This window comes from uncultured Thalassospira sp., assembly GCF_963976115.1.
GTDB lineage: Bacteria > Pseudomonadota > Alphaproteobacteria > Rhodospirillales > Thalassospiraceae > Thalassospira.
This window is the reverse complement of the sequence record NZ_CAXBJJ010000013.1, coordinates 77,022-100,836: the sequence shown is the minus strand read 5'-3', so window position 1 is coordinate 100,836 and position 23,815 is coordinate 77,022. Positions and strand designations below refer to the sequence as shown.

General features: G+C 53.9%; 31 protein-coding genes. 11 read left to right on the top strand and 20 right to left on the bottom strand.

Translation table 11 applies throughout. From position 1 onward, the window contains the following. Nucleotides 1-120 precede the first annotated feature (120 nt). The 3 genes from AAC086_RS17375 to AAC086_RS17365 form a co-directional block, all read right to left on the bottom strand. A complete protein-coding gene (locus AAC086_RS17375) occupies nt 121-1,002 on the bottom strand; it encodes a lysophospholipid acyltransferase family protein (protein WP_339780582.1) in 882 nt (293 codons plus the stop codon). Continuing rightward, the gene (locus tag AAC086_RS17370) at nt 999-1,787 is read right to left on the bottom strand and encodes a GNAT family N-acyltransferase (RefSeq protein WP_339780581.1); all 789 of its coding nucleotides are present in this window, start codon (nt 1,785-1,787) and stop codon (nt 999-1,001) included. The genes AAC086_RS17375 and AAC086_RS17370 overlap by 4 nt, the downstream gene beginning before the upstream one ends. Before the next feature lie 163 nt (nt 1,788-1,950). After that, a complete protein-coding gene (locus AAC086_RS17365) occupies nt 1,951-2,373 on the bottom strand; it encodes a Fur family transcriptional regulator (RefSeq protein ID WP_085578408.1) in 423 nt (140 codons plus the stop codon). On the opposite strand from AAC086_RS17365, the gene AAC086_RS17360 reads away from it, so the two are divergent. Beyond that, on the top strand, nt 2,339-2,818 hold the full coding sequence (locus AAC086_RS17360; protein ID WP_339780580.1) for a sulfurtransferase TusA family protein: 480 nt from the start codon (nt 2,339-2,341) through the stop codon (nt 2,816-2,818). The genes AAC086_RS17365 and AAC086_RS17360 overlap by 35 nt on opposite strands. Nucleotides 2,819-2,987: 169 nt before the next feature. On the opposite strand, the gene AAC086_RS17355 is transcribed toward AAC086_RS17360, so the two are convergent. Both AAC086_RS17355 and tsaB read right to left on the bottom strand, forming a co-directional pair. Continuing rightward, the gene (locus AAC086_RS17355) at nt 2,988-3,500 is read right to left on the bottom strand and encodes a GNAT family N-acetyltransferase (RefSeq protein ID WP_339780666.1); all 513 of its coding nucleotides are present in this window, start codon (nt 3,498-3,500) and stop codon (nt 2,988-2,990) included. A 135-nt stretch (nt 3,501-3,635) separates the two neighbouring features. Beyond that, nucleotides 3,636-4,478, bottom strand: a complete 843-nt coding sequence (gene tsaB / locus AAC086_RS17350) for a tRNA (adenosine(37)-N6)-threonylcarbamoyltransferase complex dimerization subunit type 1 TsaB (RefSeq protein WP_339780579.1) — start codon at nt 4,476-4,478, stop codon at nt 3,636-3,638. Between the two features lie 19 nt (nt 4,479-4,497). Here tsaB and ddpX point away from each other — a divergent pair, with 19 nt between their 5' ends. Next, a complete protein-coding gene (ddpX, locus tag AAC086_RS17345; RefSeq protein WP_339780578.1) occupies nt 4,498-5,055 on the top strand; it encodes a D-alanyl-D-alanine dipeptidase in 558 nt (185 codons plus the stop codon). A 35-nt stretch (nt 5,056-5,090) separates the two neighbouring features. Here the strand turns inward: ddpX and AAC086_RS17340 are convergent, their stop codons facing one another. After that, nucleotides 5,091-5,684: a TetR/AcrR family transcriptional regulator gene (locus tag AAC086_RS17340; protein WP_339780577.1), complete on the bottom strand. Its 594-nt coding sequence runs from the start codon at nt 5,682-5,684 to the stop codon at nt 5,091-5,093. Between the two features lie 154 nt (nt 5,685-5,838). Between AAC086_RS17340 and AAC086_RS17335 the strand changes: the two genes are divergently transcribed. Further along, the gene (locus AAC086_RS17335; protein WP_339780575.1) at nt 5,839-6,243 is read left to right on the top strand and encodes a RidA family protein; all 405 of its coding nucleotides are present in this window, start codon (nt 5,839-5,841) and stop codon (nt 6,241-6,243) included. Between the two features lie 90 nt (nt 6,244-6,333). Here the strand turns inward: AAC086_RS17335 and AAC086_RS17330 are convergent, their stop codons facing one another. Together AAC086_RS17330 and AAC086_RS17325 are read right to left on the bottom strand one after the other, a co-directional pair. Beyond that, complete coding sequence (locus AAC086_RS17330) at nt 6,334-6,855, bottom strand: MgtC/SapB family protein (RefSeq protein ID WP_339780573.1); 522 nt, start codon at nt 6,853-6,855, stop codon at nt 6,334-6,336. 287 nt (nt 6,856-7,142) lie between these two features. Then, nucleotides 7,143-8,105, bottom strand: a complete 963-nt coding sequence (locus AAC086_RS17325; protein WP_339780571.1) for a LysR substrate-binding domain-containing protein — start codon at nt 8,103-8,105, stop codon at nt 7,143-7,145. 78 nt (nt 8,106-8,183) lie between these two features. On the opposite strand from AAC086_RS17325, the gene AAC086_RS17320 reads away from it, so the two are divergent. Next, nucleotides 8,184-8,876: a LysE family translocator gene (locus tag AAC086_RS17320; RefSeq protein WP_339780569.1), complete on the top strand. Its 693-nt coding sequence runs from the start codon at nt 8,184-8,186 to the stop codon at nt 8,874-8,876. 29 nt (nt 8,877-8,905) lie between these two features. On the opposite strand, the gene AAC086_RS17315 is transcribed toward AAC086_RS17320, so the two are convergent. From AAC086_RS17315 to AAC086_RS17285, 7 genes are all read right to left on the bottom strand, one after another. Then, nucleotides 8,906-9,346, bottom strand: coding sequence for a DsrE/DsrF/DrsH-like family protein (locus AAC086_RS17315; RefSeq protein ID WP_339780568.1), 441 nt, complete (start codon nt 9,344-9,346; stop codon nt 8,906-8,908). After that, nucleotides 9,336-10,136 (bottom strand): molybdopterin-synthase adenylyltransferase MoeB, encoded by an 801-nt coding sequence (moeB, locus tag AAC086_RS17310; protein WP_339780567.1) that lies wholly within the window; start codon nt 10,134-10,136, stop codon nt 9,336-9,338. The genes AAC086_RS17315 and moeB overlap by 11 nt, the downstream gene beginning before the upstream one ends. A gap of 385 nt (nt 10,137-10,521) precedes the next feature. Then, on the bottom strand, nt 10,522-11,469 hold the full coding sequence (gene cysK, locus AAC086_RS17305; RefSeq protein WP_339780566.1) for a cysteine synthase A: 948 nt from the start codon (nt 11,467-11,469) through the stop codon (nt 10,522-10,524). Between the two features lie 205 nt (nt 11,470-11,674). Then, the gene (locus AAC086_RS17300; RefSeq protein WP_085578434.1) at nt 11,675-12,130 is read right to left on the bottom strand and encodes an Rrf2 family transcriptional regulator; all 456 of its coding nucleotides are present in this window, start codon (nt 12,128-12,130) and stop codon (nt 11,675-11,677) included. 78 nt (nt 12,131-12,208) lie between these two features. Further along, on the bottom strand, nt 12,209-12,661 hold the full coding sequence (gene dut, locus AAC086_RS17295; protein ID WP_339780562.1) for a dUTP diphosphatase: 453 nt from the start codon (nt 12,659-12,661) through the stop codon (nt 12,209-12,211). Nucleotides 12,662-12,726: 65 nt separating this feature from the next. Further along, nucleotides 12,727-13,947, bottom strand: a complete 1,221-nt coding sequence (coaBC, locus tag AAC086_RS17290; RefSeq protein WP_339780560.1) for a bifunctional phosphopantothenoylcysteine decarboxylase/phosphopantothenate--cysteine ligase CoaBC — start codon at nt 13,945-13,947, stop codon at nt 12,727-12,729. Between the two features lie 125 nt (nt 13,948-14,072). After that, nucleotides 14,073-15,227: a polysaccharide deacetylase family protein gene (locus tag AAC086_RS17285; RefSeq protein ID WP_339780558.1), complete on the bottom strand. Its 1,155-nt coding sequence runs from the start codon at nt 15,225-15,227 to the stop codon at nt 14,073-14,075. Nucleotides 15,228-15,550: 323 nt separating this feature from the next. Here AAC086_RS17285 and AAC086_RS17280 point away from each other — a divergent pair, with 323 nt between their 5' ends. Further along, complete coding sequence (locus AAC086_RS17280) at nt 15,551-16,132, top strand: malonic semialdehyde reductase (protein ID WP_339780556.1); 582 nt, start codon at nt 15,551-15,553, stop codon at nt 16,130-16,132. Here the strand turns inward: AAC086_RS17280 and AAC086_RS17275 are convergent. Next, nucleotides 16,129-16,257 (bottom strand): hypothetical protein, encoded by a 129-nt coding sequence (locus AAC086_RS17275; RefSeq protein WP_339780555.1) that lies wholly within the window; start codon nt 16,255-16,257, stop codon nt 16,129-16,131. The two genes, AAC086_RS17280 and AAC086_RS17275, sit on opposite strands and share 4 nt — an antisense overlap. 77 nt (nt 16,258-16,334) lie before the next feature. Between AAC086_RS17275 and AAC086_RS17270 the strand changes: the two genes are divergently transcribed. Continuing rightward, the gene (locus AAC086_RS17270; RefSeq protein WP_339780554.1) at nt 16,335-17,744 is read left to right on the top strand and encodes an ATP-binding protein; all 1,410 of its coding nucleotides are present in this window, start codon (nt 16,335-16,337) and stop codon (nt 17,742-17,744) included. 27 nt (nt 17,745-17,771) lie between these two features. On the opposite strand, the gene AAC086_RS17265 is transcribed toward AAC086_RS17270, so the two are convergent. From AAC086_RS17265 to hslV, 4 genes are all read right to left on the bottom strand, one after another. Further along, on the bottom strand, nt 17,772-18,092 hold the full coding sequence (locus tag AAC086_RS17265; protein WP_339780553.1) for a hypothetical protein: 321 nt from the start codon (nt 18,090-18,092) through the stop codon (nt 17,772-17,774). A gap of 30 nt (nt 18,093-18,122) precedes the next feature. Next, nucleotides 18,123-18,467 (bottom strand): hypothetical protein, encoded by a 345-nt coding sequence (locus tag AAC086_RS17260; RefSeq protein ID WP_339780550.1) that lies wholly within the window; start codon nt 18,465-18,467, stop codon nt 18,123-18,125. Between the two features lie 112 nt (nt 18,468-18,579). Continuing rightward, nucleotides 18,580-19,890 carry an ATP-dependent protease ATPase subunit HslU gene (gene hslU / locus AAC086_RS17255; RefSeq protein WP_339780548.1) on the bottom strand — a complete coding sequence of 437 codons (1,311 nt, stop codon included), beginning with the start codon at nt 19,888-19,890 and terminating at the stop codon, nt 18,580-18,582. A gap of 70 nt (nt 19,891-19,960) precedes the next feature. Beyond that, nucleotides 19,961-20,530 (bottom strand): ATP-dependent protease subunit HslV, encoded by a 570-nt coding sequence (hslV, locus tag AAC086_RS17250; RefSeq protein WP_339780546.1) that lies wholly within the window; start codon nt 20,528-20,530, stop codon nt 19,961-19,963. A gap of 221 nt (nt 20,531-20,751) precedes the next feature. Here hslV and hisB point away from each other — a divergent pair, with 221 nt between their 5' ends. The 5 genes from hisB to hisA all read left to right on the top strand — a co-directional run bounded on the left by hisB (nt 20,752) and on the right by hisA (nt 23,809). Then, nucleotides 20,752-21,351: an imidazoleglycerol-phosphate dehydratase HisB gene (hisB, locus tag AAC086_RS17245; protein ID WP_085578453.1), complete on the top strand. Its 600-nt coding sequence runs from the start codon at nt 20,752-20,754 to the stop codon at nt 21,349-21,351. Nucleotides 21,352-21,436: 85 nt separating this feature from the next. Next, the gene (locus AAC086_RS17240) at nt 21,437-21,886 is read left to right on the top strand and encodes a DUF2628 domain-containing protein (RefSeq protein WP_339780544.1); all 450 of its coding nucleotides are present in this window, start codon (nt 21,437-21,439) and stop codon (nt 21,884-21,886) included. After that, on the top strand, nt 21,883-22,533 hold the full coding sequence (gene hisH, locus AAC086_RS17235; protein WP_339780542.1) for an imidazole glycerol phosphate synthase subunit HisH: 651 nt from the start codon (nt 21,883-21,885) through the stop codon (nt 22,531-22,533). Before AAC086_RS17240 ends, hisH begins: the two co-directional genes overlap by 4 nt. After that, the gene (locus tag AAC086_RS17230) at nt 22,530-23,084 is read left to right on the top strand and encodes a bifunctional aminotransferase class I/II-fold pyridoxal phosphate-dependent enzyme/GNAT family N-acetyltransferase (protein ID WP_339780540.1); all 555 of its coding nucleotides are present in this window, start codon (nt 22,530-22,532) and stop codon (nt 23,082-23,084) included. The genes hisH and AAC086_RS17230 overlap by 4 nt, the downstream gene beginning before the upstream one ends. Beyond that, nucleotides 23,081-23,809, top strand: a complete 729-nt coding sequence (gene hisA / locus AAC086_RS17225; protein ID WP_339780539.1) for a 1-(5-phosphoribosyl)-5-[(5-phosphoribosylamino)methylideneamino]imidazole-4-carboxamide isomerase — start codon at nt 23,081-23,083, stop codon at nt 23,807-23,809. Before AAC086_RS17230 ends, hisA begins: the two co-directional genes overlap by 4 nt. The last annotated feature ends 6 nt before the right edge of the window (nt 23,810-23,815 follow it).

The window sequence follows — 23,815 nt, the reverse complement described above, 5'->3', positions numbered from 1 at the left end:
ACCTCACGCCGCGTATCGAACATCTTTGATATCTGAGATCAGGTGGCACAATTTTACGTTCATGCAACCCGTTTTTCGGCGAAACGGTAAAAAAGCCAACATCGCGATAGGCTGGAAAATTCAGCCAAACAGGCGAAAATCTTCAAAAACAACCGCCAGCGGGGTGCATCCAATCAAATCACCCGGTCGCTTCGTCTCTGGAAGCGACACCCCTGCACCAAGATTGGCACCGGTTAAAGCCGCCTGGTGTCCTTGAACAACCAGCGACTCGCAAATACGGGCCATTTCCTTGCGCGATCCGACCTGCGCCAGCGTCATTGGCGGATGAACAACCACTTCCACCGTAACTTTGCCGAGGGCGAGAAACTGCCACAAATGCGGCGCCAAGTCCATATCCCCGTACCAGGAATAAAATGCCCGCAAATCCCGGCCCATCGTTGCACCATCCAGCCTGGTTGCAGCAATTGAAACCGGCTGGACCTTTACTTGCGAACCATCCGGCAGAACACTTTCGGCAACGGCAAAAAGGGTGGATTTAAACGGCAAAACCCGATTGCCATCATTGCTGGTTCCTTCAGGAAACAATATCAGCTTGTGCCCGCTGGCCAGACGCTGACTGATCTCGATGGTTTGTTCGCGTGCACGTACCGGCCGACGTTCGATAAAAGTACAGCGTTGTAATTTTGCCAAAAGGCCAATCACCGGCCAACTCGCCACTTCCTTTTTGGCAATGAAGCTTCCTTTGGTCATGGCGCCCAAAACCGGGATATCCAGATAGGAAGCATGATTGGCAACAATGATCCCGCCCCCCTCCATCAGGGAAGCTCCGGAATACTTCACATCGATATGCATGATCTTAAGGCACAGGCCATGATAAAAACGTGGCAAATCGCCTGCCAGCTTAAGACGGAAGGCAACCGCCACCATCTGAACCGGAAGCAACGACAAGGTCAGCAATGCATAAATCAGCAGCCTGATGGCAGCACAGGGATAGCAGCTCACGATACCCTCGCGGTCCGTTCATAATGCTTGTAATAACGTTCGGTCACTTTTTCGGTCGGCAGGACGATGCAAATATCGGTGGTGTTAAACTGATGATCCACCACCGCCCCGTCGCCGACATAACCGCCCAAACGCAAATAACCCTTGATCAACGGCGGCAGGTCACGCAACGCCTGCCGGGCGTCAATGCCGTCAATGCTGGCGCGCGCCATGCTTTCATAGCGCTCTGCCACCGCCCGCGGGCGCATATCTTCCGGGGCCAGATGGTTATGATGCAAATAGGTCAAAACATCGCTAAACGCGTCAGGGTCTGTGCCATGAAAGGATGCACAGCCAAACATCAGCTTGATATCATGTTCAAACACATAAGCCGCAATCCCCTGCCATAACAGTTGCAGGGTGGGCATGGTGCGATAGCCTTCTTCAACACAGGACCGGCCCAGCTCCATGATCTCGCCAGACTTGACAGTCGAAAGCATCGACTCGATCTGGTATTCATCGGCACTATAAAAACCGCCATTCTGATTGGCGACAGACTGGCGCAGCAAACGGTACGTGCCAACCACGCCATCAGCACCGTCACCCCGGCCATGATCAATTACCAGAAGATGGTCGCAAATCGGATCGTAGTGATCAAAATCCCGTTTGGAGTCGATCATGTCAGCAGTCGGCTGCGCCCCACGTTCTTCATAAAAAACTTTATATCGTAAACGCTGGCTGGCCAGAATTTCCGCTTCGCTTTGAGCAAGGCGGACTTCCAATCGCTGCTGTCGAACGTCGCTCATCGCAACTCCCTTTCGTTCAGTTACATTAATCTTGCGCAAGATTAGCAATAAGAGCGAGTGAAGGCTTTGTTAAGAACACGTAACAAAAATATGAAAAGCCATCCGCAAATTAACACGGATGGCTTTTTTATACACTTCTTGCAAGCAAACAGCTAGAAAACTGTCACTTCCCGTCTTTAACAGGAACGCCATAAAGTTCCAGGCGGTGACCAACCAGCTCGTAACCGAGCTCGCGGGCGATTTCTTCCTGCAATTTTTCGATCTTTTCGTTCGAAAATTCAATCACCCTTCCCGAACGCATATCGATCAAATGATCATGGTGTTCTTCGGTCAGTTCTTCGTAACGCGCCCGCCCGTCACCAAAATCATGCTTTTCAAGAATATCTGCTTCTTCAAACAGACGCACCGTCCGGTAAACGGTGGCGATCGAAATCTTTGGGTCAATTTCGGTGGCCCGACGATAAACCAGTTCAACATCCGGGTGATCTTCGGACTCGGACAATACTCTGGCGATAACGCGGCGTTGCCCGGTCATTTTCAGGCCCGCGTCAATGCATTTTTGCTCGATGGTTGATTCTGCCAACATACTCTTGTTCTCGTTTCCGGTTCCGCCTGTCCCCAAGGCCCGCAGGCTACATACATTCTGGTCGCCTCAATATCGAGAAATCTTTGCCCGGTCGCAAGGCCGATTTCACGAAAATAACCCGACGTGCCTTGCCGTTTTAATTATATATGGTTACCTCGTGACCAGATCGATCGATTACGAGGATGGAATGTCGAGCAGCAGCCAAATTTTAACGCCCGATATCACACTAGATATCACAAACGATGTCTGTCCCATGACTTTCGTCAAAACGCGTCTTAAACTTGAAAAAATGACACCGGGCCAAATTCTGGAAGTCATCCTCAAGGACGGAGAGCCGCTTAAAAATGTTCCGCGTTCAGTAACCGATATGGGCGACGACGTTCTGGACCTGACAAAAACGGCAGATGCAACCGGTACATACCGGCTGACAATCCGAAAAAACTAGACGGTCAGGCGTTCTTAACAGGCAAAGGCCGCCAAACCATGGTTCACAGACGGAATATTATAACAATTTCAACATCAAGACCACACCCTTTATGTGGTTTATTTTACATACAAATTCAAATACTTAGTCAATTTATTTGAAAAAATCAAAACATCTTCCCGATGCGTCTTCAAACCCGCTCCATCACCAGCGCGTCAATCGCGGGACCGCCATTGCGCCGGTAATATCCCCGCCGTCGGCCAATTTCGGCAAATCCCAGTTTCTGATACAGGGCCATTGCCGCTGCATTGTCACATGCCACTTCCAACAGCAAGCGCCCGACACCGTGCTTTTGCAGATGTGACACCACATTTTCCATCAGGATATTGCCAACACCACACCGCCGTGCGGCTGGCCCGACAACAATGGTATTAATTTCGGCTTCATCAAGAACGACCTGAACCAGCACAAATCCCAGTGGAATATCTTCCGCGCACGCACTGCCCTGGTGCTGCCCACTGCCCGGCGCAAAAGCCAGCAGGCCAAAGGCACCAGGTACATTCAGCAAATCGCAAATCGCATTTTCATCCCAGAAATCATCAAACCCGGTTTGATGCAAAGCTGCCGCCACCGGCGCAAAGGCCGGGGTCAACGCAATGACCTCGACACCATTAATCCGGGCTGTATCGGCTATATCGTCCATTGCTGTCACTTTTTTATCCTATGCCCGGCCCCCTTCACCCGTTTCGCTGCGCGCAAAACCACCATATGGTCAGGCACCAACAATCTCGGGCAAAATCCTGCGGCCCGGCCTAAAGCATGTTTCCTTTAATATGCTTTATTCGCCGTCCGGGTCCATACCGTGCAATTTTGCCTGTTTTTCAGCGGCCAGTTCATCCATACGTTTGGCATCAGGGGCGCGCAAATAAAGCGGCACCGGGGCCAGGCTTTCGCCCTTTTCCCACCTTTGTGCTGCAATCCTGGCGACATTGCCCGCACGGGGCAAACCCGGTGCCGTTCCGGCAAAAAAATCACCACCGCCATTGGCCGCTGCGGTCAACAGGCGGGCGGTCGCGTCACCCACCAAAATGGTCGGTCCTGGCGGGGCCAGCATCAAGGCCTGGCGCGGCCCCAAACATTCGGGCGGGCTAATCGGATTTTTGCGGGCATCAAAGGCTTGGGCAAAAATCTCGTTTCGCTTGCTATCAAGGGCAACCAGAATATTGCGACCCTGATGGTCACGTTCGCTGACACCATAGGCCACCGCTTCAAGCGAACTGACCCCAAGAACCGGAATTTTCCGCGCCAGCCCCAACCCCCGTGCCGTTGACAGGCCAATGCGCATACCGGTAAAGGCACCTGGGCCAACGGTAACGGCAATGCCGTCAATATCGGCAAAATCAAGTTCGGCCTCGCGCAGGCTTTGCATGATAAAGGGCAACAGCGACTCGGCCTGTCCGCGCTCCATATTTTCAAACAGCTCGCCTTTAACCTCGCCATTGACCAGCACGGCCGTTGCCAGCGAGGTCGATGCGGTATCAATCGCCAGCAGAGTCGGGCCAAAAGGCTTTTGCGTGCCTTTGTCATGGTCAGGGGTTTGCGCAGCGTCGCGATCTGCGTTATGCGATGCGTTAACCATCTGCCCGGTCAGCATCTTTGTGATGTAGTCGGTAAACGTCAAGAACAGGGAGCCTCCGCCAATGGCGCTGGTCGAAATTACGCCGCAAGAATATGATGTCGAAATTGACATTGTTTATGCCACCGATCGCAATTTTACCGGGGCACCGATTTATAAGCGGCCAGCATGTTATCTGCATCAGGATGCGGCAGCCTGCCTGAAAAAGGCAAGCATCATCGCCAGACGGCAGGGCGTTAAATTTCGCCTGCTTGATGCGTTCCGCCCGCAAGAAGCCCAGCGCGCTTTGTGGAACCACACCCCGAATGCCGATTTTGTCGCCAATCCCGATATCGGATCACCGCATGGCCGCGGTGTCGCCATTGATCTAACGCTGTTAGACGAAAACGGCAAGGAACTGGATATGGGAACCGGCTTTGATGAAATGGATATCAAGTCCTATCACGGGGCCGATGGCCTGTCACACGCCGCCGAAGCCAACCGCCTGTTGCTGCTGGGCATCATGGTCAGCGCCGGATTTGAATATTACGAGCATGAATGGTGGCATTACCAGTTGCCCAAGGCCCGCACACGATATCCGCTCTTTTCCGACAGCTCCCTTTCTGTTCCCATGATGGGTTAACACGCGGGCTTATCTGTCAATCAACCGGGAAATCTTTACGCCCCAACCCGCAAGCCGCTGGCAAGGGCGCGAAACGCCTCCAGCGCTTTGGGTAAAACATCTACCGGGGTGTCGCTTGCAGCGATCCACAGGGCCGCATTTAACGCCGCACCGCTTAACAACCGGGCGGCAGCATCGGCGTCAACCGGTTTTAAAACGCCCTGATCAATCAACTGCGCAACCCTGTTGCGGGTTTCGATCAAACACTGGTTCTGGCTGGGCCATTGCGACGGATCCCCCAGCACAGCCGGGCCATCCAGCAGCACAATACGCTGCACCTCGGGGTTCAGCGCCATTTCAATATAGGCAACCCCTTCGGCCAGCAAGCCGTCCCAAGGGTCGGTTTGCTGTGCCCCGGCTTTTTGGGCCTGTGCCGCCATTTCACCGTCAATCTGATTGACCACCGCCGCCAACAAACCGCGTTTATCGCCAAAATTATGATAAAGCGCCCCGCGCGTCAGCCCAACAGCCGCAGTCAGATCATCCATTGAAGCGGCAGCAAACCCCTTCTCGGCGAAGGCTTTTCGTCCAGCCGCAATTAATCTGGCCCGATTTTCCGCCATCCGTTCTGTTCGTTTTTTGGCGGCCATGCCACATCTCCATTCACATACGATACGTATTTTAATTGACATACGCACCGTATGTACATATTTAACATACATACCGTATGTAAATCACAGACCGGTTAAAAACCAGCATATTGGCAACCGGCCTGTGGCAAAAACCCCAAAGGACTTGCCAGACATGACACAGCGTGAAGCAATTTTTCCCAAAAATCAAAACCGCCATGCCCTTTATGATGCCCATGGCTATTCTGCCGCCATTCGATCAGGCGATCTGTTATTCGTCTCGGGCCAGGTGGGCAGCCGCGAAGATGGCACCCCGGAACCGGATTTCAAAAGCCAGGTCGAACGGGCCTTTGAAAACTTGAAAGCCACGCTTGATGCCGCTGGCGCCAGCTTTGATGACCTGATTGACGTCACCACCTTCCATACCGATCCGGAAAACCAGTTTGAAACCATCATGGCAGTTAAAAACCAGATGTTTCCCCATCCGCCCTATCCCAACTGGACAGCCGTGGGCGTCACCTGGCTGGCCGGGTTTGACTTTGAAATCAAGGTTATCGCCCGCATTCCGACACACCATTAAACAGAATAACGGGCCGGAACATGCCTGTGACATGGCGTGTTCCGGCCCGATATGGCGTGCCCGGGCATTAGAAGGAACATGCCAAAATCTTTAATCATCATCCTTAACTGTTCCAACATCGCCGCCAAACACCCCAACCAGAAATGTCTCGATCGGCTTTAAAACAACCAGCACAAAAAATGTAATCACACTGGCCACCAGCACAATATGCCAGGCCGCCAGGGCGCAGGCGATACCCAGGGCGGCTGTGATCCAGACAGTTGCCGCCGTTGTCAGACCCGATACACTTTTTTCCTTTGGCTGATGCATGATCACGCCAGCACCAATAAAACCAACACCGGTTAATACACCTTGTAAAATCCCCTGCACCACACGTGACAAAGCATCGGGATGGTCGATCATATCTTCGAAATGAACGGCAACGACAGAGACCACCGCCGCCCCAAGCGACACCAGCGCAAGGGTGCGCATACCGGTTGGCTTACCATTGATGTCACGGTTCAGCCCGATCAACATGCCAATCACGGTTGCCGCCAGCAACCGCAAGATCAGATCAATCAGACCAATATCAAAATACTGGCTGGCCGTGGCAAAATAGGGCAGGTCAAACATGCTGGCGTTTTCCGCACTGAGGGGATGAGGATCAAAACCTTCATCTTACAACGCGCCTTGTTGCCCGTGTGTTCCGCCCCCGGACAACACCGCACTTTTGGCACACCGACCGTCATGTTTGCGTATTTGACAATAACGGGCCCAAAACCCGAAATTACCGCATAATCCTTATCCAGATGTCAAAGACGGAACAAAACCGGACCATTTATGGCCTAAACCTCGCAGAGGCCAAATCTGAACGGAAACACACAAAAACTACAATTCCAGGTCCCCAGCCAAAAACCGCCTCATCCACCGCCACGATCACCGTCAATACCTTGCAAATCACAAGATATTACCGATTTTGAGGCATGAACTGTCATCTGTGCTTCTGCGGCCAGCCATTGGGCAAAACGGGTCATGCGGCCATCTTTTTTAGGGTCATCAAGGGTCAGCATCACATAATCCACCCCGGTCGGCGCCATGCCCATCGGGGCACACAGGTGCCCGGCGGCAAGATCATCAATTACCAGGGGCAACGAACCTATGGCCGTGCCAAGCCGGTTGACCGCAGCTTGCAGGGAAAAAAAGAAATGATCGAAATATTGCTCGCTGGCCGGGCGGCCCGTAAAGCCGCTGGCTTTTTTCCAGATATCCCAGGCATCGGGGCGCGTGCGGCTGTGTAACCAGCGGGCATTGGTCAAATCACACGCCAATATGTTTTGCCAACAAACAGGGTCGCATACCGGCCCGGCCAACTCCGCCCATAGCGGGGTGATATAATAATCATCGGGCAGGCCAAAATCACGGCGGCGAATGGCAATATCATGGCCCGCTGCCAGCAAATCAATCGGCCCGCCAGCCATGTGCATTTCTATGTTCAAATCAGGGTTTTGTTCGCGAAACCGACCCAACCGCGGCATCAGCCAGCGCATCGCCAAACTTGGCTCGCACGAAACCGATAAAATCGGCGAATGCTTATCATGACGATGAATATCCTCGACCGCGCGATCCAGATCACGCAGCACGCGGGCGGACGTGTGCAGCAACCGTTCACCTGCCCGGGTCAGGTAAACCCGCCGATTTCGGCGCACAAACAAATCCACCCCCAACCGGTCCTCGATCTGGGCCACCGCCCGGCTGATCGCACCGTGGGTTAAATTCAGTTCTTCTGCCGCGCGCGAAAAACTTTGATGGCGGGCTGCGGCCTCAAACGCGGGCAGGGACGCAAGGGGTAAAAACCCGCGCTTTATGTGAATATTATTCACCATAAATCCTATTTTATTTCGATTTTCCGGAAAAAAACTAACCCTGATAATGGATTTTCTCACAGATTAAGGAAAATCAAAATGCCTGATGGTATCTCGGTTGAAATTGTGGCTGTTGGCATTATCACCGTGCTGGCCGTCATCAGCCCCGGCCCGGATTTTGCCATGGTCACCCGCATCGCCATTACCCGCGGGCGCAAGGCCGGAATATTATGCGCCATTGGCATTGGCAGCGGCATTTCGGTGCACGTCACCTACACCATGATCGGGCTGGGTGTGGTTTTTGCCCATAATATCTGGGTATTAAACACCATCCGCATTCTCGGCGCGTCCTATCTGATCTGGCTCGGAATCAGTGCGTTTTTACCTGACATATGGCAAAGAATGAAATTACGCCTTGGCATCCGATCTGCCAAAACCGCCCTTTCTGCCCCTGGGGGGACAAATACGCTCATTCCGCCGCACGCCCCTGGCACCCGGCGAAACGCTTCATCTTTTTGGGCCGGTTTTGCCTGCAATGCCTTAAATCCAAAGGCAATGTTGTTTATTGTCTCGCTGTTCAGCCAGGTTATTTCGGCTGATACCAGTGCCGCCATGCAGCTTGGTTATGGTATTTTTATCGCCCTGTGCCACATGGTGTGGTTCGCCATTGTCGCCGCCGCCCTGACTTTACCCGTGATACAGGCGAAAATCGGCAAGGCGCGGGTCTGGATCGAACGCGGGGTGGGCGTGTGCCTGGCCGGACTTGGCATCAAAATTCTGGCAAACGGCTAAAGCATATTTCCTTTAATTTATGCCTTTGTCTAGATAAACAGCATCTCGCCGTCTTTGCAGGCATCGTTTAAAAATGTCACCACACCGCCAACCTCGATGGTCAGTTCTGCCCGGCGTTTTTCATGCTCCAGCCCCAGGGCGCGCAATCCCATTTCACAGACCATGAATTTCGCCCCCAGATCGGCACAGGCCGATAACAATTCTTCAAACGTTGCCACACCGCGTTCGGAATAACCAAAATCAAGGCTGGTGGCGGTGGCACCTTGCACATCGGGGCGCAAATGGCGCCAACCCGACGGGGCCAGCACTGCCCGGCTGGCCTCCATGGTGAAAAACAAGGTGACCGCGCGCCCGGTGGCCAGGGCCGCACTTGCCATTACCAAGGCGTAATGAACTTTTTCAAAGCTGCCGGAAAAAACCACCAGCGACAGTTTATCGACTGCGGTTGCCGTTCGGGTATCAATGCTCATGGCAGCTTAAATCCTTGATTGTGGCAGCGTCAGAACAAATCGGGCAGCCGGGATCCCGCGGGACGCGAATTTTGCGAAAACTGGCCGCCAGCGCATCGACAATCACCAGATGCCCCGACAAACTGTCGCCAATCCCCATCAGTTCCTTAAGCACTTCGGTGGCCTGCATTCCGCCAATGGTGCCCACCACGGCACCCAAAACACCGCCTTGCGAGCAAGATGGAATGGCATCCGGCGGGGGCGGCGCATGATAGATACAACGATAACAGGGATGCGGTGCGCCCAAATGCGCCTTGAAGGTTGAAACCTGCCCGTCAAAGCGCAATGCCGCCCCGCTGACCAGGGTTTTACCGGCAAAATAGCTGGCGTCATTTAACAAAAACCGGGTTTCAAAATTATCCGAGCCATCAGCAATCACGTCATATTGCGAAATCAGACCCATGACATTTTCGGCGCTCAGCCGCATTTGATGGGTCTGAACCCTCACTTCGGGGTTCATGTTCACCAAGGTCGCCTTGGCACTGTCAACCTTGGGGGTGCCGATATCAGTCATGCCATGGGCGATCTGACGTTGCAGGTTGGAAAGTTCGACCATATCGTCATCAACAATGCCAATCGTGCCCACCCCGGCCGCCGCCAGATACATCGCCAGCGGCGAGCCCAGCCCGCCAGCCCCCACCACCAGCACCCGCCCGTGCTTCAGCTTCATCTGCCCGGTGCCGCCCACATCCTTTAAAACGATATGGCGTGCATAACGCTGTAGTTCGCTGTCGCTGAAGTCAAAATCCATATTCAGGCCTCACTGGTTACCGTCCTACAGATAGGGTGCTGGCCCCTGTTGCTCAACCACAAAATTGCAGACCAGCTGTTTTATCAGGCGGTTCGTAAAACAGGCATTTAACCGGACATCCTGCCGGACACACCAAGGGGTTTCGGCGCACGCAATACATTGTTAGCTAATGGAAATTCTCGGGATTATTGCCGGACATAAATGCGGACATTTGAAATCGGCAAACGCGCAAAAATACCTTTCCGTCTTGCCTTTCCAGCGACCCTTGCTGGCAAATGGATGCCGGGTCTGTTCCCTGATCCGTCCCCATAAAAATAACGGCCCGGAAACATTTTTGTCTCCGGGCCGAATATTATTCAATCATGCCAACGGGCAAAAGACTGACTTACAGCCCATCAAACAGCGGGGTCGACAGATACCGTTCGGCAAAGGACGGAATGATCACGACAATCCGTTTGCCTTCGTTTTCCGGCATCTGGCCCAGTTCGATGGCAGCGGCGACGGCCGCACCCGATGAAATGCCGGTCGGCAGGCCTTCAATCGCAGCCAGCTTGCGCGCTGTTGCAAAGGCGGTTTCATTGCCAATCGTCATCACCCGGTCAATCAGGCTGACATCAAGGTTACCGGGGATAAAACCGGCCCCTATGCCCTGAATTTTATGCGGCCCAGGTGCACCACCGGAAATAACCGGGCTGTCTTCGGGTTCAACGGCAATAATCTGCACATCGGGGTTATGTTTTTTCAACACATCGGCAACCCCGGTCAGCGTGCCGCCCGTTCCCACACCGGCAACATAAATATCAACCTTGCCGTCGGTGTCTTTTAAAATTTCCTGGGCGGTGGTGTTGCGGTGAATTTCAGGGTTGGCAGGGTTGTCAAACTGCTGAAGCATGACAGCGCCGTCAATTTCATTAACCAGTTCTTCGGCCCGGGCAACCGCGCCCTTCATGCCTTTGGCCGCCGGGGTCAAATCAATCTGCGCGCCAAGCAACATCAGCATCTTGCGCCGTTCCATCGACATGCTTTCCGGCATGGTTAAAATCAGCTTATAGCCCTTGGCCGCAGCGACAAAGGCCAGGGCAATGCCAGTATTGCCCGATGTCGGTTCAACCAGGGTGGCACCCGGTTTGATTTTACCGTCTTTTTCAGCCGCAGTGATCATGGCCAGGCCAATACGATCCTTTACCGAAGCCAGCGGGTTGAAAAATTCCAGCTTTCCCAGAATTTCGGCTTTCACACCTTCGGATTGCGCAATCCGCGAAAGGCGCACCAGCGGTGTTGCACCGATGGTATCGATGATGCTGTCATAAATCTTGCCGCGAAATTCAGTCATGATTTCCTCGCATTTTTGTGTGTATTACAAATCAACACATATTGTATCTGTATTTATTCCGAGTTTACCGCAAGTCAAAGGGCCGACAAGGAATATTTACGGTTTTTGTGAACCGGGATGCAATTTCGTAAATGTGCAATCAATCTGATATGCGAAAATTTCCTGTGGTTTGAAAATATCTCACATTAAAGTTTGGGTAAAAATCTCAGATGATAAAATCTGGCGATTCTTCAATCCCGCTGCGCAACCCGGCATCGCGGGCACGATTACACAAATCTTCGACCGTAATATGTTCAAGCTGCTGCATCATGGTATCTTGCAATTCTCGCCACAAGGGCCGAACCACTTCCTTACCCAAAGGCGACCCTGCCGGATCTTCGATCGGGTCGTCCGATGTTTCCATTGACCGGATCACCGAGACAATATCGGCAAGGGTAATACGGCGGCGTTCGCGCGCCAACCGATAGCCACCACGCGGCCCGCGCACACCGGTTAAAATATCCGCCCGCACCAATTGTTGCAGGGTCTGCTCCAGATAGCGTTTGGGAATGCCCTGGCGCGCGGTAATATCGCGGCTTTGCACCGGTTCACCCGCCGCATTATAAGCAATATCCACCACAGCTTCGATGGCAAACAACATCTTCTTTGAAAGTTTAAGCATCGTCTCTCGTTTGCTCCCCTCGATTATGCCTGTCATCGCAGCCCTGATTTCTGCGCTGAGCACCAATTTAAAGTCAGGTCATGCAACCCCGGTGGACCCGAAACCGCGCTCACCGCGATCGGTTGCGTTCAAATCCGCCACCACATTCCAGCCCACCTGGCTGACCGGTGCGATTACCATTTGCGCAATCCGCATACCGCGTTCAATGCGGAATGCCGCATCGCCAAAATTAACCAGAATGACTTTGATCTCGCCGCGATAATCGGCATCAATCGTGCCGGGGCTGTTAAGTACGGTGACACCATTTTTCGCCGCCAGCCCGGAACGGGGCCGCACCTGGGCTTCAAACCCGGCAGGCAGGGCAATGGCAATGCCGGTTTCAACCATGGCCCGTTTGCCCGGCTCAATCACCAGCACATCTTCGATGGCGGCAACCAGATCAACCGCAGCGGCCTGCGCGGTCGCATAAGCAGGCAGGGGCAAATCGCGCCCGTGATCCAGCACTTTCAAATCAACAGACAAGTCGGTCATATATTTATCCTGTATCGCTTTGTCGCCGATGACGCCCGCAAACGGGCGATTTTCACCGGTATGTCTTAACTGTTAAAATGGCGGGCAATCCGCGCGACCAACGATCTGGCAACGCCGGTCTTGCTTTGCCGGGGCCACTTTTCGTCGTCGGTCGGGTCAGAACCGTCAATCAGATAAATTTCATTGTCATCGCCGCCAAAAGTGCCGGTTTCGGCGGCCACATTATTGGCCAAAATCCAGTCACATCCCTTGCGGTCGCGTTTGGCACGCGCATGATCCACCACATTTTCGGTTTCGGCGGCAAATCCCACCACCAATGACGGGCGATTTGGCCCGGCTTTGCTGATCGTTGCCAGAATGTCGGGGTTTTCGGCAAATTGCAGGGCGGGAATACGACCATCGCCGGTTTTTTTAAGTTTCTGATCCGCCCGCTGCAAAACCCGCCAATCGGCCACCGCAGCGGCACAAATCGCAATATCCGCCGGAAGTTGCCCCTGCACCGCAGCCAGCATTTCCTGTGCTGTTTCAACCTGCACCACGCGAACCCCGACCGGGTCAGCCAAGGTCACCGGGCCACTGACCAGCGTCACATCAGCCCCGGCACGGGCCAGTTCGGCGGCAATCGCGTGGCCCTGCTTGCCCGACGACCGGTTGGCAATAAAGCGTACCGGGTCAATCGGCTCATGGGTGGGGCCGCTGGTTACCACGGCTTTTTTGCCCGCCAGAGGCTTGGGTCCAACTTGTTGGGCAAAGAAATTTTGAACAGCGGCGATAATTTCGAAAGGTTCGGCCAAACGCCCGGTACCGGTTTCGCCGCATGCCAAATCCCCGCCTGCCGGGCCAATACGCAAAATGCCCCGGCTTTCCAGCGTGGCAATATTGGCCCGGGTTGCAGCATGGTTCCACATTTCAACATTCATGGTCGGCGCAACCATAACCGGTTTATTGGTCGCCAAAAGGGCTGTCGTTGCCAGATCGCTGGCCATGCCCGCCGCCATTTTTGCCAGCAAATCGGCCGTGGCAGGGGCCACCAGCACCAGATCAGCCTCGCGCGACAGGCGGATATGGCCCATCTCGGCTTCGTCGGTCAGGGAAAAAAGATCCTGGTAAACCTTGTTTTCGGTTAACGCAGCCACCGATAACGGGGTGATAAATTCGGCACCGCCCTTGGTCAGAATGGCACGGATCGATGCCCCCTGATCGCGCAAACGCCGGATGACTTCCAACACCTTATAGGCGGCGATGCCGCCCGAGATGATCAAAAGTATGTTTTTTCCTGTCAGCACTGTGGTTAGCCATTATTTACGTTATCGAAGTGTGGATAACCTAGCGCGTTGCGGTTCAACACGCAATAGCCGTTATTTCGCAGGAAAAAACGAAATATAACCGTAAATAAGGAAATTTCGCCAGTTCAGCCCGAACTTTTAAGACCTTTGGGCACAGTATAAAGCATCCCCAACCAGCGCCAGCGACCATCCGGGCCACCTGCCGTACAATTGATCCGCCAGCGCCCCAGCGATACCGGGCCATCAAGGCGCACTTCCACCCGTTCCTCGCCAAGGCGGCTCATGGTGGCCGTGCCCTCGGACGGATAACATTTCACGTCGTTGGCAGGCTGTTGCAGGGTAAAGCCAAAGGCGGGCGGGTTGCGTTGCAAGGTATAATTGGCCGGGGTCAGGTCTGATACATCAAGCGGCAATGAATTTGCCGCCAGTTCAAACCGGTCCATCGATCCATAATGTTCATTCAGGGCAAAACGCGGCAGATAGAACATATCGGCCGTTTTATCAAAACCCCCGCTTTGCTGGCCAAAGGCCGCCTTATAGCCAGCATCGCGCACCGCTTTTTGCACCTCGGTATCGGCTTCGCCATAAGGGTAAGCAAACAGCTCGGGGACAAAGCCCAGTTCCTTTTTGAAACGCTGGGCAGATTTTTCAAGTTCGGCCTTTGTCTGCGCCATCGGCACGGCAGACAAATGCGCGTGGCTGTCGCTATGCCCGCCCACCGTCACCCCCTGCTTGACCAAATCACGCAACATGTCCCAGGTCATATAGCTGTCGTAACCGGCATCAAGCTGGCTTGTGGACACAAAAAGGGTAACCGGCAAGCCTGCTTTTTTAAACATCGGCCAGGCGACGGTGTAAAAGGTACGATAGGCATCATCGACCGTAAGGCCAATGGTGCGGTCGGGCAGGGATTTACCCGCGCGGATGGCCGAGACGATCTCGGCTGCATCCATCACATGATATTTTGATTTGCCCAATTCGCCGATATGGGCCGAAAGCTGATCCACCCGGATATTGGTGGAAGGAAAATCACCTTCATCAAACCGATGATACATAAAGACGACCGCCGATGCCGACCCGGTTGCCGATTTGACCGGCGACGCATCAGAACTGGCATTTTGTGCATTTGGCGATGTTTGTGGCGTTTGCGCCTGTGCGGGAACCGACAGAATAAAGGCCAATGCGGTCGCTGCTGTCAAAAGCGCGCCTCGCACATAATGCCCCGTCATCCCGCCTTTCCCAACCTTGTCGGAACCAAGGATACTTTTATCAATCTGCATCTAAATATCCATGCCATTCAATGATGTGTGCATTGCTGTAGGTGATATTTAACAGCGCCATTGTCGCGATATTATGGCAAGGCATAATAGCCATTTTCCCGCTTGGGCGGTATTATACCGATGCTGTGATAAGCCCGTCGCACTATACCACAATGTCACAGGATGCAGGATGCAGGCAGACCGTAGATTCCGGTTAAGGAACAAGACCGCTTCGCAAGACGGGAATACACGGCAAACGGTCACAAAAACCGCCTTTCCATTGCCGTTTTAATTGCCTAGGCTGACTGCTATTGCTTATGCCACGTCGCAGGAAAGCCATCACCATGATTGATCAACACGCCCTTGACACCCTTTTTAACAAGGCCCGCACCCACAATGGCTGGCAGGATAAAAAGGTTGATACCGCCCTTTTGCACAAGGCATGGGATTTGGCCGTTATGGGGCCAACCAGCGCCAATTGCGAACCGATGCGGGTAATATTTGTCCAAAGCGAGGCTGCCAAGGCCCGGCTTGAACCGTTCATGTCCGAAGGCAATGCCGCCAAAACCATGACGGCGCCGGTCACGGCCATTATCGGCCAGGATATGGAATTTTACGAAAAACTGCCCCGGCTTTTTCCCCATGCCGATGCGCGGTCGTGGTTTGTCGGCAATGACGACCTGATCAAGGCCACCGCCTTTCGCAATGCCAGCTTGCAAGGGGCCTATCTGATTTTGGCGTTGCGCGGCCTTGGGCTGGATTGCGGACCGATGTCGGGCTTTAATGCCGACGGGGTTGATGGCGAATTTTTCGCCGGCACGTCGATCAAAACCAATTTCATGGTCAATATCGGCTATGGCGACGCATCGAAACTGTTTGATCGCAGCCCGCGCCTGGCATTTGATGACGGGGCAAGCATCATTTAGGTCAAAAATACCGGCGACTCGGCCTCAAACTGCCCCGGTGTTTCCGGGGCGGCTTTTTTCATATGAAAAACACGAAACATTTCAACGAATTGAAAACTGTCATTTAAAGTTGATTTGATATTCATGCTGACATCATCATGTTAAGCCAGATTGTCATGATATTTGATAAAATTTCTGCCGCTGTTTTGATCTGGAGGATCGCTTGGGCTTCCGGCAATTGCTTGCGACCGCATTCGCACTGAACGTTCCGCCCTCTGCCATCCTGGTATTGCTGGCGGCAACGGATCAGATTACCTGGGGCCTTGCAGTGATGGGCGCACTGGCAGCCTATACCGGTGTAACAGGAATTTTGCGGATTTATTTCAAAGATCTGCGCAGTGTGGCGCGCTATGCCTCAACCCTGCGCGATCATTTTCACGGCAACCCGCCGCAATATCTCTCGTTCGAGGCGGCATCCGAACTTTCATCGCTCTATACCCAGATCACAGCGGCCTTTCGCGAACGCATCCTGACGCTGGAAGCGCAAACCAGCACCGATGCCGAAATTCTCGACCATTTGCCAAACCCGGTGGTGATGGTGAACCGCCAGCGCACCGTCACCGGGTTCAACCAGGCGGCAAAGTCGCTGTTTCATAACCTTGAAACCGGGCATGACCTCACGCGCTTTATCCGCGATCCGGTTTTGCTTGATGCTTTTGATGTTGTGTCATCGGGCCGCCAAACCCTGCAGCATACCGAATTTGTCATTGCCAGCGATGCGCAGCGCCATTTCGATGTGCTGACTGCGCATTTGCCCGCCGAAACCGGCAATCGCAATTTTGTTTTATCGTTTAGCGATCTTACCGAACTGCGCAAGGTAGAACAGATGCGTGCCGATTTTGCTGCCGATGCCGGGCACGAATTACGCACGCCGCTGTCGGTTTTGCTGGGTTTTATCGAAACACTCGAAGGCCCCGCCAAAGAAGACCCCGATGCTCTGGGCCAGTTTTTACCCATCATGCGCGATCAGGCCCAACGCATGCAAAGCCTGGTCGAAGACTTGCTGTCGCTGGCCCGGATCGAGCTGAACGAACATACCCCGCCCTCAAATGATTGCGATGTTGCCGCCATCATCGACAAGGTTGCTGCGGGTCTCAAGGTAAAAGCCGATGCCAAAAACATGGACATCCGCATCACATCCACACTCGATGAAACCGGTACGATCGGCGAGGAAAAGGAACTGGTTCAGGTTTTTCAAAATCTGATCGAAAATGCCATCAAATATGGCCACCAGGACAGCATGGTTGATGTCAAAATCAAACTGGTGCAAAATCCGCCCGCAGCACTCGCGCGCTATCGCCACAACCGTATCATGGCGATATCGGTGTGTGACCAGTCCGACGGCATTGCGCGTGAACATCTGCCCCGCCTGACCGAACGTTTTTACCGGGTTGATACCGCCCGTTCGCGTGCGGTGGGCGGCACCGGCCTTGGCCTGGCAATTGTCAAACATCTGGTACAGCGCCACCGTGGCACCATGCTTATTGACAGCGAAGTCGGCAAAGGCTCGGTCTTTACCGTCTATCTGCCTGCCCGCACCACCGATAATGTGCATAAGCTTTATCGGGCGTAATAAAATGCCCGCTAACGGGGATAATGCTCAGAAAACCAGATCATCGGCATAGACCTGCAGAACCCATTTGGGCAGGATCGGCTCGGCCTGTATCAGGCGTCCGCTGGCAAAGACGAGGACCTGTTTGGGGGGGTGGTTAAGTTTCGAATTGTCATAAACCATACCCTGGTCAGCACGCAAAACAGCTTCGCGGATCAGTGGCTGCCCACGATCATAGCGCGCACGGACCTTGTCTTCCGGAACATCATGTCCCCCTTCCAAGATGCGTTCTTTAACCCGCGCAACCGAAAGATCGGAACTAAACAGGTTCAACACGGCTGTGATAGAGCGTGGATTTACCCGCGCCATTTGGCCCCGCCAGTAAAACAAGGCTGGGTCTCATGTGGCATCATCATCCTTCGCATAGCATAAGTTACCACCAGCATCGAGGCCAACACCCCGGCCCAACCTTCTGCGCTTTGCAAAGAAGGTTTGTTCATGCTCCGATGGTGCCGCCATTTTGGTGGTGAAAGCATCAAGCCAGGCAGCTTCTTCTTCCGCGTCAAGTACCGTCGTGTCAAGCTTGCCTTCCAACACCGCCGTGATCCTGGCATGATCGAAGGTGCCCGAATGCTCAATCGCACGCCCAAGCTTAAGCCAATGGGTGATCTGGCCGGCAACAGACCGGCTATGAATATCCGCCTCGCGGCGCACAAGTGCCATAATGTCGTCGGCAAGTTTCACGGATTACGCCATTGTCACCTCCTCAATTACGATACAAAAGGTAGCAAAAGGCCGGAGCATATACGGCTCCGGCCTTTTGCGGTCGATCACGGATGGCTTGATGCCCCGGCCATTACAGAATGAATTTGGACAGATCAGTATTTTTCGACAGTTCTTCGACCTGGTCGCGCACATATTGTGCGTCAATTTTAACGGTTTCACCCGAGCGGTCGGTTGCGGTGAAGCTGATTTCATCCAGCAGCTTTTCCAGAACCGTGTGCAGGCGGCGCGCCCCGATATTTTCAACCGATTCATTCACGCTGGCCGAAATATGGGCAATTTCGTCAATCGCATCATCGCTAAATTCCAGCGTAACCTCTTCGGTTCCCATCAGCGCAATATATTGCTTGATCAGGGATGCTTCAGGTTCAAGCAGAATGCTGCGGAAATCGGCTTCGGTCAGGGCTTTTAGTTCAACCCGGATCGGCAAGCGCCCCTGCAATTCCGGCAGCAGATCGGATGGCTTGGAAAGATGAAATGCGCCCGAGCAAATAAACAAAACATGATCGGTTTTCACTGTGCCGTGTTTGGTCGCAACGGTGGTGCCTTCGATCAAAGGCAGCAAGTCGCGTTGCACCCCTTCACGCGAGACATCACCACTGCGTTCAGACCGCGCGGTGATTTTGTCGATCTCGTCGAGAAAGACAATCCCGTTCTGCTCGACATTCTCGATGGCTTCGGCGGTGACCTTTTCCATATCAAGAAGCTTGTCTGATTCTTCTTCGATCAGGCGTTCAAACGCATCAGCAACACTCATGCGTTTGGCTTTGGTCTGGCCGCCAAAGGCTTTGCCAAACATATCCGACAGGTTCAGCATCCCCATCTGGGCACCAGGCATACCGGGCACATCAATGGTCGGCATCGAGGCCGAGGCACTTTCCTGCACCTGAATCTCGATTTCTTTTTCCTGCAATTCGCCTTCGCGCAATTTCTTGCGAAATTTCTGCCGGGTCTCGGCCGAGGCATTATCACCAACAAGACTATCAAGTATCCGCTCTTCGGCCTGCAATTCGGCCTTGGCGGTGACCTTGCGTTTCATGATGGAACGGGTCAGATCAATGGAAACTTCGAGCAAATCCCGAATGATCTGTTCGACATCGCGACCGACATAGCCCACTTCGGTAAATTTCGTCGCCTCGACCTTTAAAAACGGTGCATCGGCCAGCTTTGCCAGGCGGCGGGCAATTTCGGTTTTGCCCACCCCGGTCGGGCCGATCATGAGAATATTTTTGGGCAGAACCTCGCCGCGCATGGGTTCGGCAAGCTGCTGGCGGCGCCAACGATTGCGCAACGCCACCGCAACGGCGCGCTTGGCGTCTTTTTGTCCAATGATGTGGCGATCAAGTTCTGAAACAATCTCGCGCGGGCTGAAATGCTGTGTCATATATTTCGGATCCGGTTTTTGTAACGCGGTGGTCCCCGTTATGGGCAACCATTGCGAAGATGAAGACATCCTAGGCGACGTCCTTTGCCTCATCGATTTTTTCAAGCGTGACATTGCCATTGGTGTAAACGCAAATGTCACCGGCAATTTTCATCGCCCGGCGCGCAATTTCCTCGGCATTCATATCCTGATCGATCAGGGCACGGGCCGCCGACAGGGCATAATTGCCGCCTGAACCAATGGCGATAATGCCATCTTCAGGTTCCAAAACATCACCCATGCCGGTCAGAACCAGCGAAATATCACGGTCCACCACCGCCATCATGGCTTCAAGGCGGCGCAGGTAACGATCCGTGCGCCAATCCTTTGCCAGTTCAACACAGGCGCGCATGGTCTGGCCCGGGTGGCGTTCCAGTTTGGCTTCCAGCCGTTCAAGCAGGGTAAAGGCGTCGGCGGTGGCCCCGGCAAAGCCGACAATAATGTCCTGCTTCTGGCCGATACGGCGCACTTTGCGGGCATTGCCCTTGATCACGGTCTGGCCCAGCGTCACCTGTCCATCCCCGGCGATCACGACCTGATTGCCCTTGCGAACGGAAAGAATCGTCGTACCGTGCCAGCTTTGCTGCGATTGATCGCTCATAAAAACTTCCTGAAATTGGCCTTAACTTATTCGATCAAGAGTTAGCACGTAGAAAGTCACGGTCAAGGGGCAGGACAAGACAGGGTGCTAACAGTGTGTTGTTTTTAACCGTCTGGCATTTTTGCGGCCATTAGGTATGCGGTTAAACTGGCAATTGCGGTGCGATGTTGCTAAATAACGAGCTGACAGACGCATTGATTTTGCAGGAAAGGAGCCTTTGCATGCGCAAGGCCCGCGTAGAGCGCAACACCAACGAAACCCAAATCACCGCCGAGGTTAATCTTGACGGTACTGGCATTTATGATGTGCAGACCGGTGTGGGTTTTCTGGATCACATGCTTGAACAGCTTTCACGCCACAGCCTGATGGATTTGACCGTTCGTGCCAAAGGCGACCTGCATATCGATTTTCACCATACCACCGAAGATGCCGGCATCGCGATTGGCCAGGCCTTTGCCAAGGCACTGGGCGATAAAAAAGGCATTTACCGTTATGGCAGTTGCCTGTTGCCAATGGACGAGGCCTTGACCCGGGTGGCACTGGATATTTCCAGTCGGCCTTATCTGATCTGGAATGTCACGTTTAGCCGCGACAAAATCGGCGATATGGATACCGAATTGTTTCGCGAATGGTTTCAGGGCTTTGCCCAGGCTGCGGGCATAACCTTGCATGTAGAAAACCTTTATGGTGAAAACAATCACCATATTGTGGAAAGCTGCTTTAAGGCCCTGGCCCGGTCGTTGCGCGATGCCATCGAAATTGATGCGCGCAAAGCCGATGCCATTCCTTCGACCAAGGGCGTTCTGGGCGGATCATTATAACCGGTCTGTGTGTTTTGGGCCTGACGATCAGGTCGCTATAGCCCAGAACCGATGATACGGTTTTGGGGCGAAAGTCTGAATTTCGATGAAGGTTTACACCGTTCATATCCACCCCGGTCATGCTGATCCGCTTGAGGATGCAGTTCTGATCCGCGAAGGTTTCAATTTTTGGGCATTTTTGCTGTCCGGGCTGTGGGCGCTGTATCACCGGCAATGGCTGGCGTTTATCGGCCTGCTGGTGATCTCGGTTCTGTGCAATATTGCGGTCGGGCTGGCCAATGGCGGCCCGGAAATGGACTTTTTCCTGGCCCTTGCCACCGGCATCGGCTTTGGCCTGATTGCCAATGATTTGCGCCGCCGCAAACTGGCCCGGCAGGGGTGGAAAATGGTTGATATCATTGCAGCACCTGATGAAACCGGCGCATTGCACCGGTTTTTACAAAAAGCCACCGGGATCAGACCCGTCACCCCGGTTAAACCCACCGCCAATTCGTCCTATCCTTTGTCCTATAACGGGAGCATCCCCACCCCATGACCGTCGCGATTATTGATTACGGTTCGGGCAATCTGCGTTCGTGCGCCAAGGCATTTGAGCGCGCAGCCCGCGAAAACAACCTTGCCCTTGATGTGACGGTCACCAATGACCCGCATCAGGTCAAGGCTGCCAGCCATATCGTATTGCCCGGTGTCGGGGCCTTTGCCGATTGCCGCGCCGGGCTGAATGCCGTGGGCGGCATGGTCGAGATGCTTGAGGAACAGGTCATTAAAGGTGGCAAACCCTTTATGGGCATTTGCGTGGGCATGCAGCTGATGGCCAAAGTTGGCCGCGAATTTGCCAATACCGACGGCCTGGGCTGGATTGATGGCGAAGTGGTTGCCATTGAACCCAACGACCCGTCACTTAAAATTCCGCATATGGGCTGGAACGAACTCGTCCTTGATGATGCCGGGGCCCGCCATCCGGTGTTAAGCGGCATCGCCAGCGGCGATCATGCCTATTTTGTCCATAGTTTTCACATGCAAATCGCAACCCCGTCACAACGGCTGGCCAGTGTGAACTATGGCACCGACATTACCGCCATGGTGGGGCGTGACAACATGATTGGCACCCAGTTTCACCCTGAAAAAAGCCAGAAAACCGGATTGACCCTGATCGGAAATTTCCTGGGATGGAAACCATGAACGGACCCGGCGTCACCATGAACCCCAGTGTCTTTGCCGAACATGTGACCGAGCTTTCAGCCGGTGATTTGTCCGACATTGTTGATGCCTGCATTCAGGCGATTGTTGAAGGGGGCGGCTTTGGCTGGCTCACCCCGCCCGGTCGCCCGGAAATGGAAAAATACTGGCGCGGCGTTTTGATCATGCCGGGGCGTCATTTGTTTGTTTCGCGCGTGGACGGGGTTATTTCCGGCGCGGCCCAGCTTTTGGAAACGCCTTCAAACCTGGAGGCTCAACGCCATTCGGCACAGATTACCGGTCATTTTGTCGCCCCGTGGGCACGCGGACGGGGCAATGGCAAGGCGATTGTCCGGGCGATTGAATATTTCGCCCGCAAGCAGGGCTACAGCGTTTTAAAGCTGGACCTGCGCGAAACGCAACAGGCCGCCATCGCCCTTTATCATGGCATGGGCTATGTTCGTTGGGGCATTAATCCCTATTACGCCATGATCGACGGCAAGATGGTCGAAGGCTATTATTACACCAAGAAAATACAGGAAACCGAGCAGTGAATCTTTATCCGGCAATCGATTTGAAAGATGGCGCCTGTGTCCGCCTGCTGCGCGGTGATATGGACAAGGCCACCGTGTTTAACGACGACCCCGGCAGCCAGGCGGGCGCGTTTGTTGCCAAGGGCTGCCATTGGGTTCATGTGGTTGACCTCAACGGGGCCTTTGCCGGCGCGCCGGTAAACGGTGCTGCGGTTGATTCCATTCTCGAAGCGGTTGGCGACCGCGCCAAGGTACAGTTGGGCGGCGGTATTCGCACGATGGAGACCGTGGATTACTGGCTCAACAAAGGCGTTCACCGCGTTATTTTGGGTACGGTCGCCTTGCGCAATCCCGAGCTGGTAAAACAGGCCTGCGCCAAATGGCCGGGCCGCATTGCGGTTGGCATTGATGCCCGTGATGGCTTTGTTGCGGTTGAAGGCTGGGCCGAAACATCGGAAATTACCGCGCTGGAACTGGCGCAGAAGTTTGAAGATTGCGGGGTGTCGGCCATCATCTTTACCGATATTGACCGCGATGGTGCCATGGGCGGTCCCAATATCGTTTCAACCGTTGCCTTGGCCCGTGCCATTTCCACCCCGGTCATTGCATCGGGCGGGGTTTCCTCGCTTGAGGATCTGCTGGCGATCAAAGCCCAGGCCGATGCCGGTATTGATGGCGCCATTTCAGGCCGTGCGCTTTATGACGGCCGCATAGACCTGGCAAAAGCCATTGCCGCGCTGGCATAACGACAG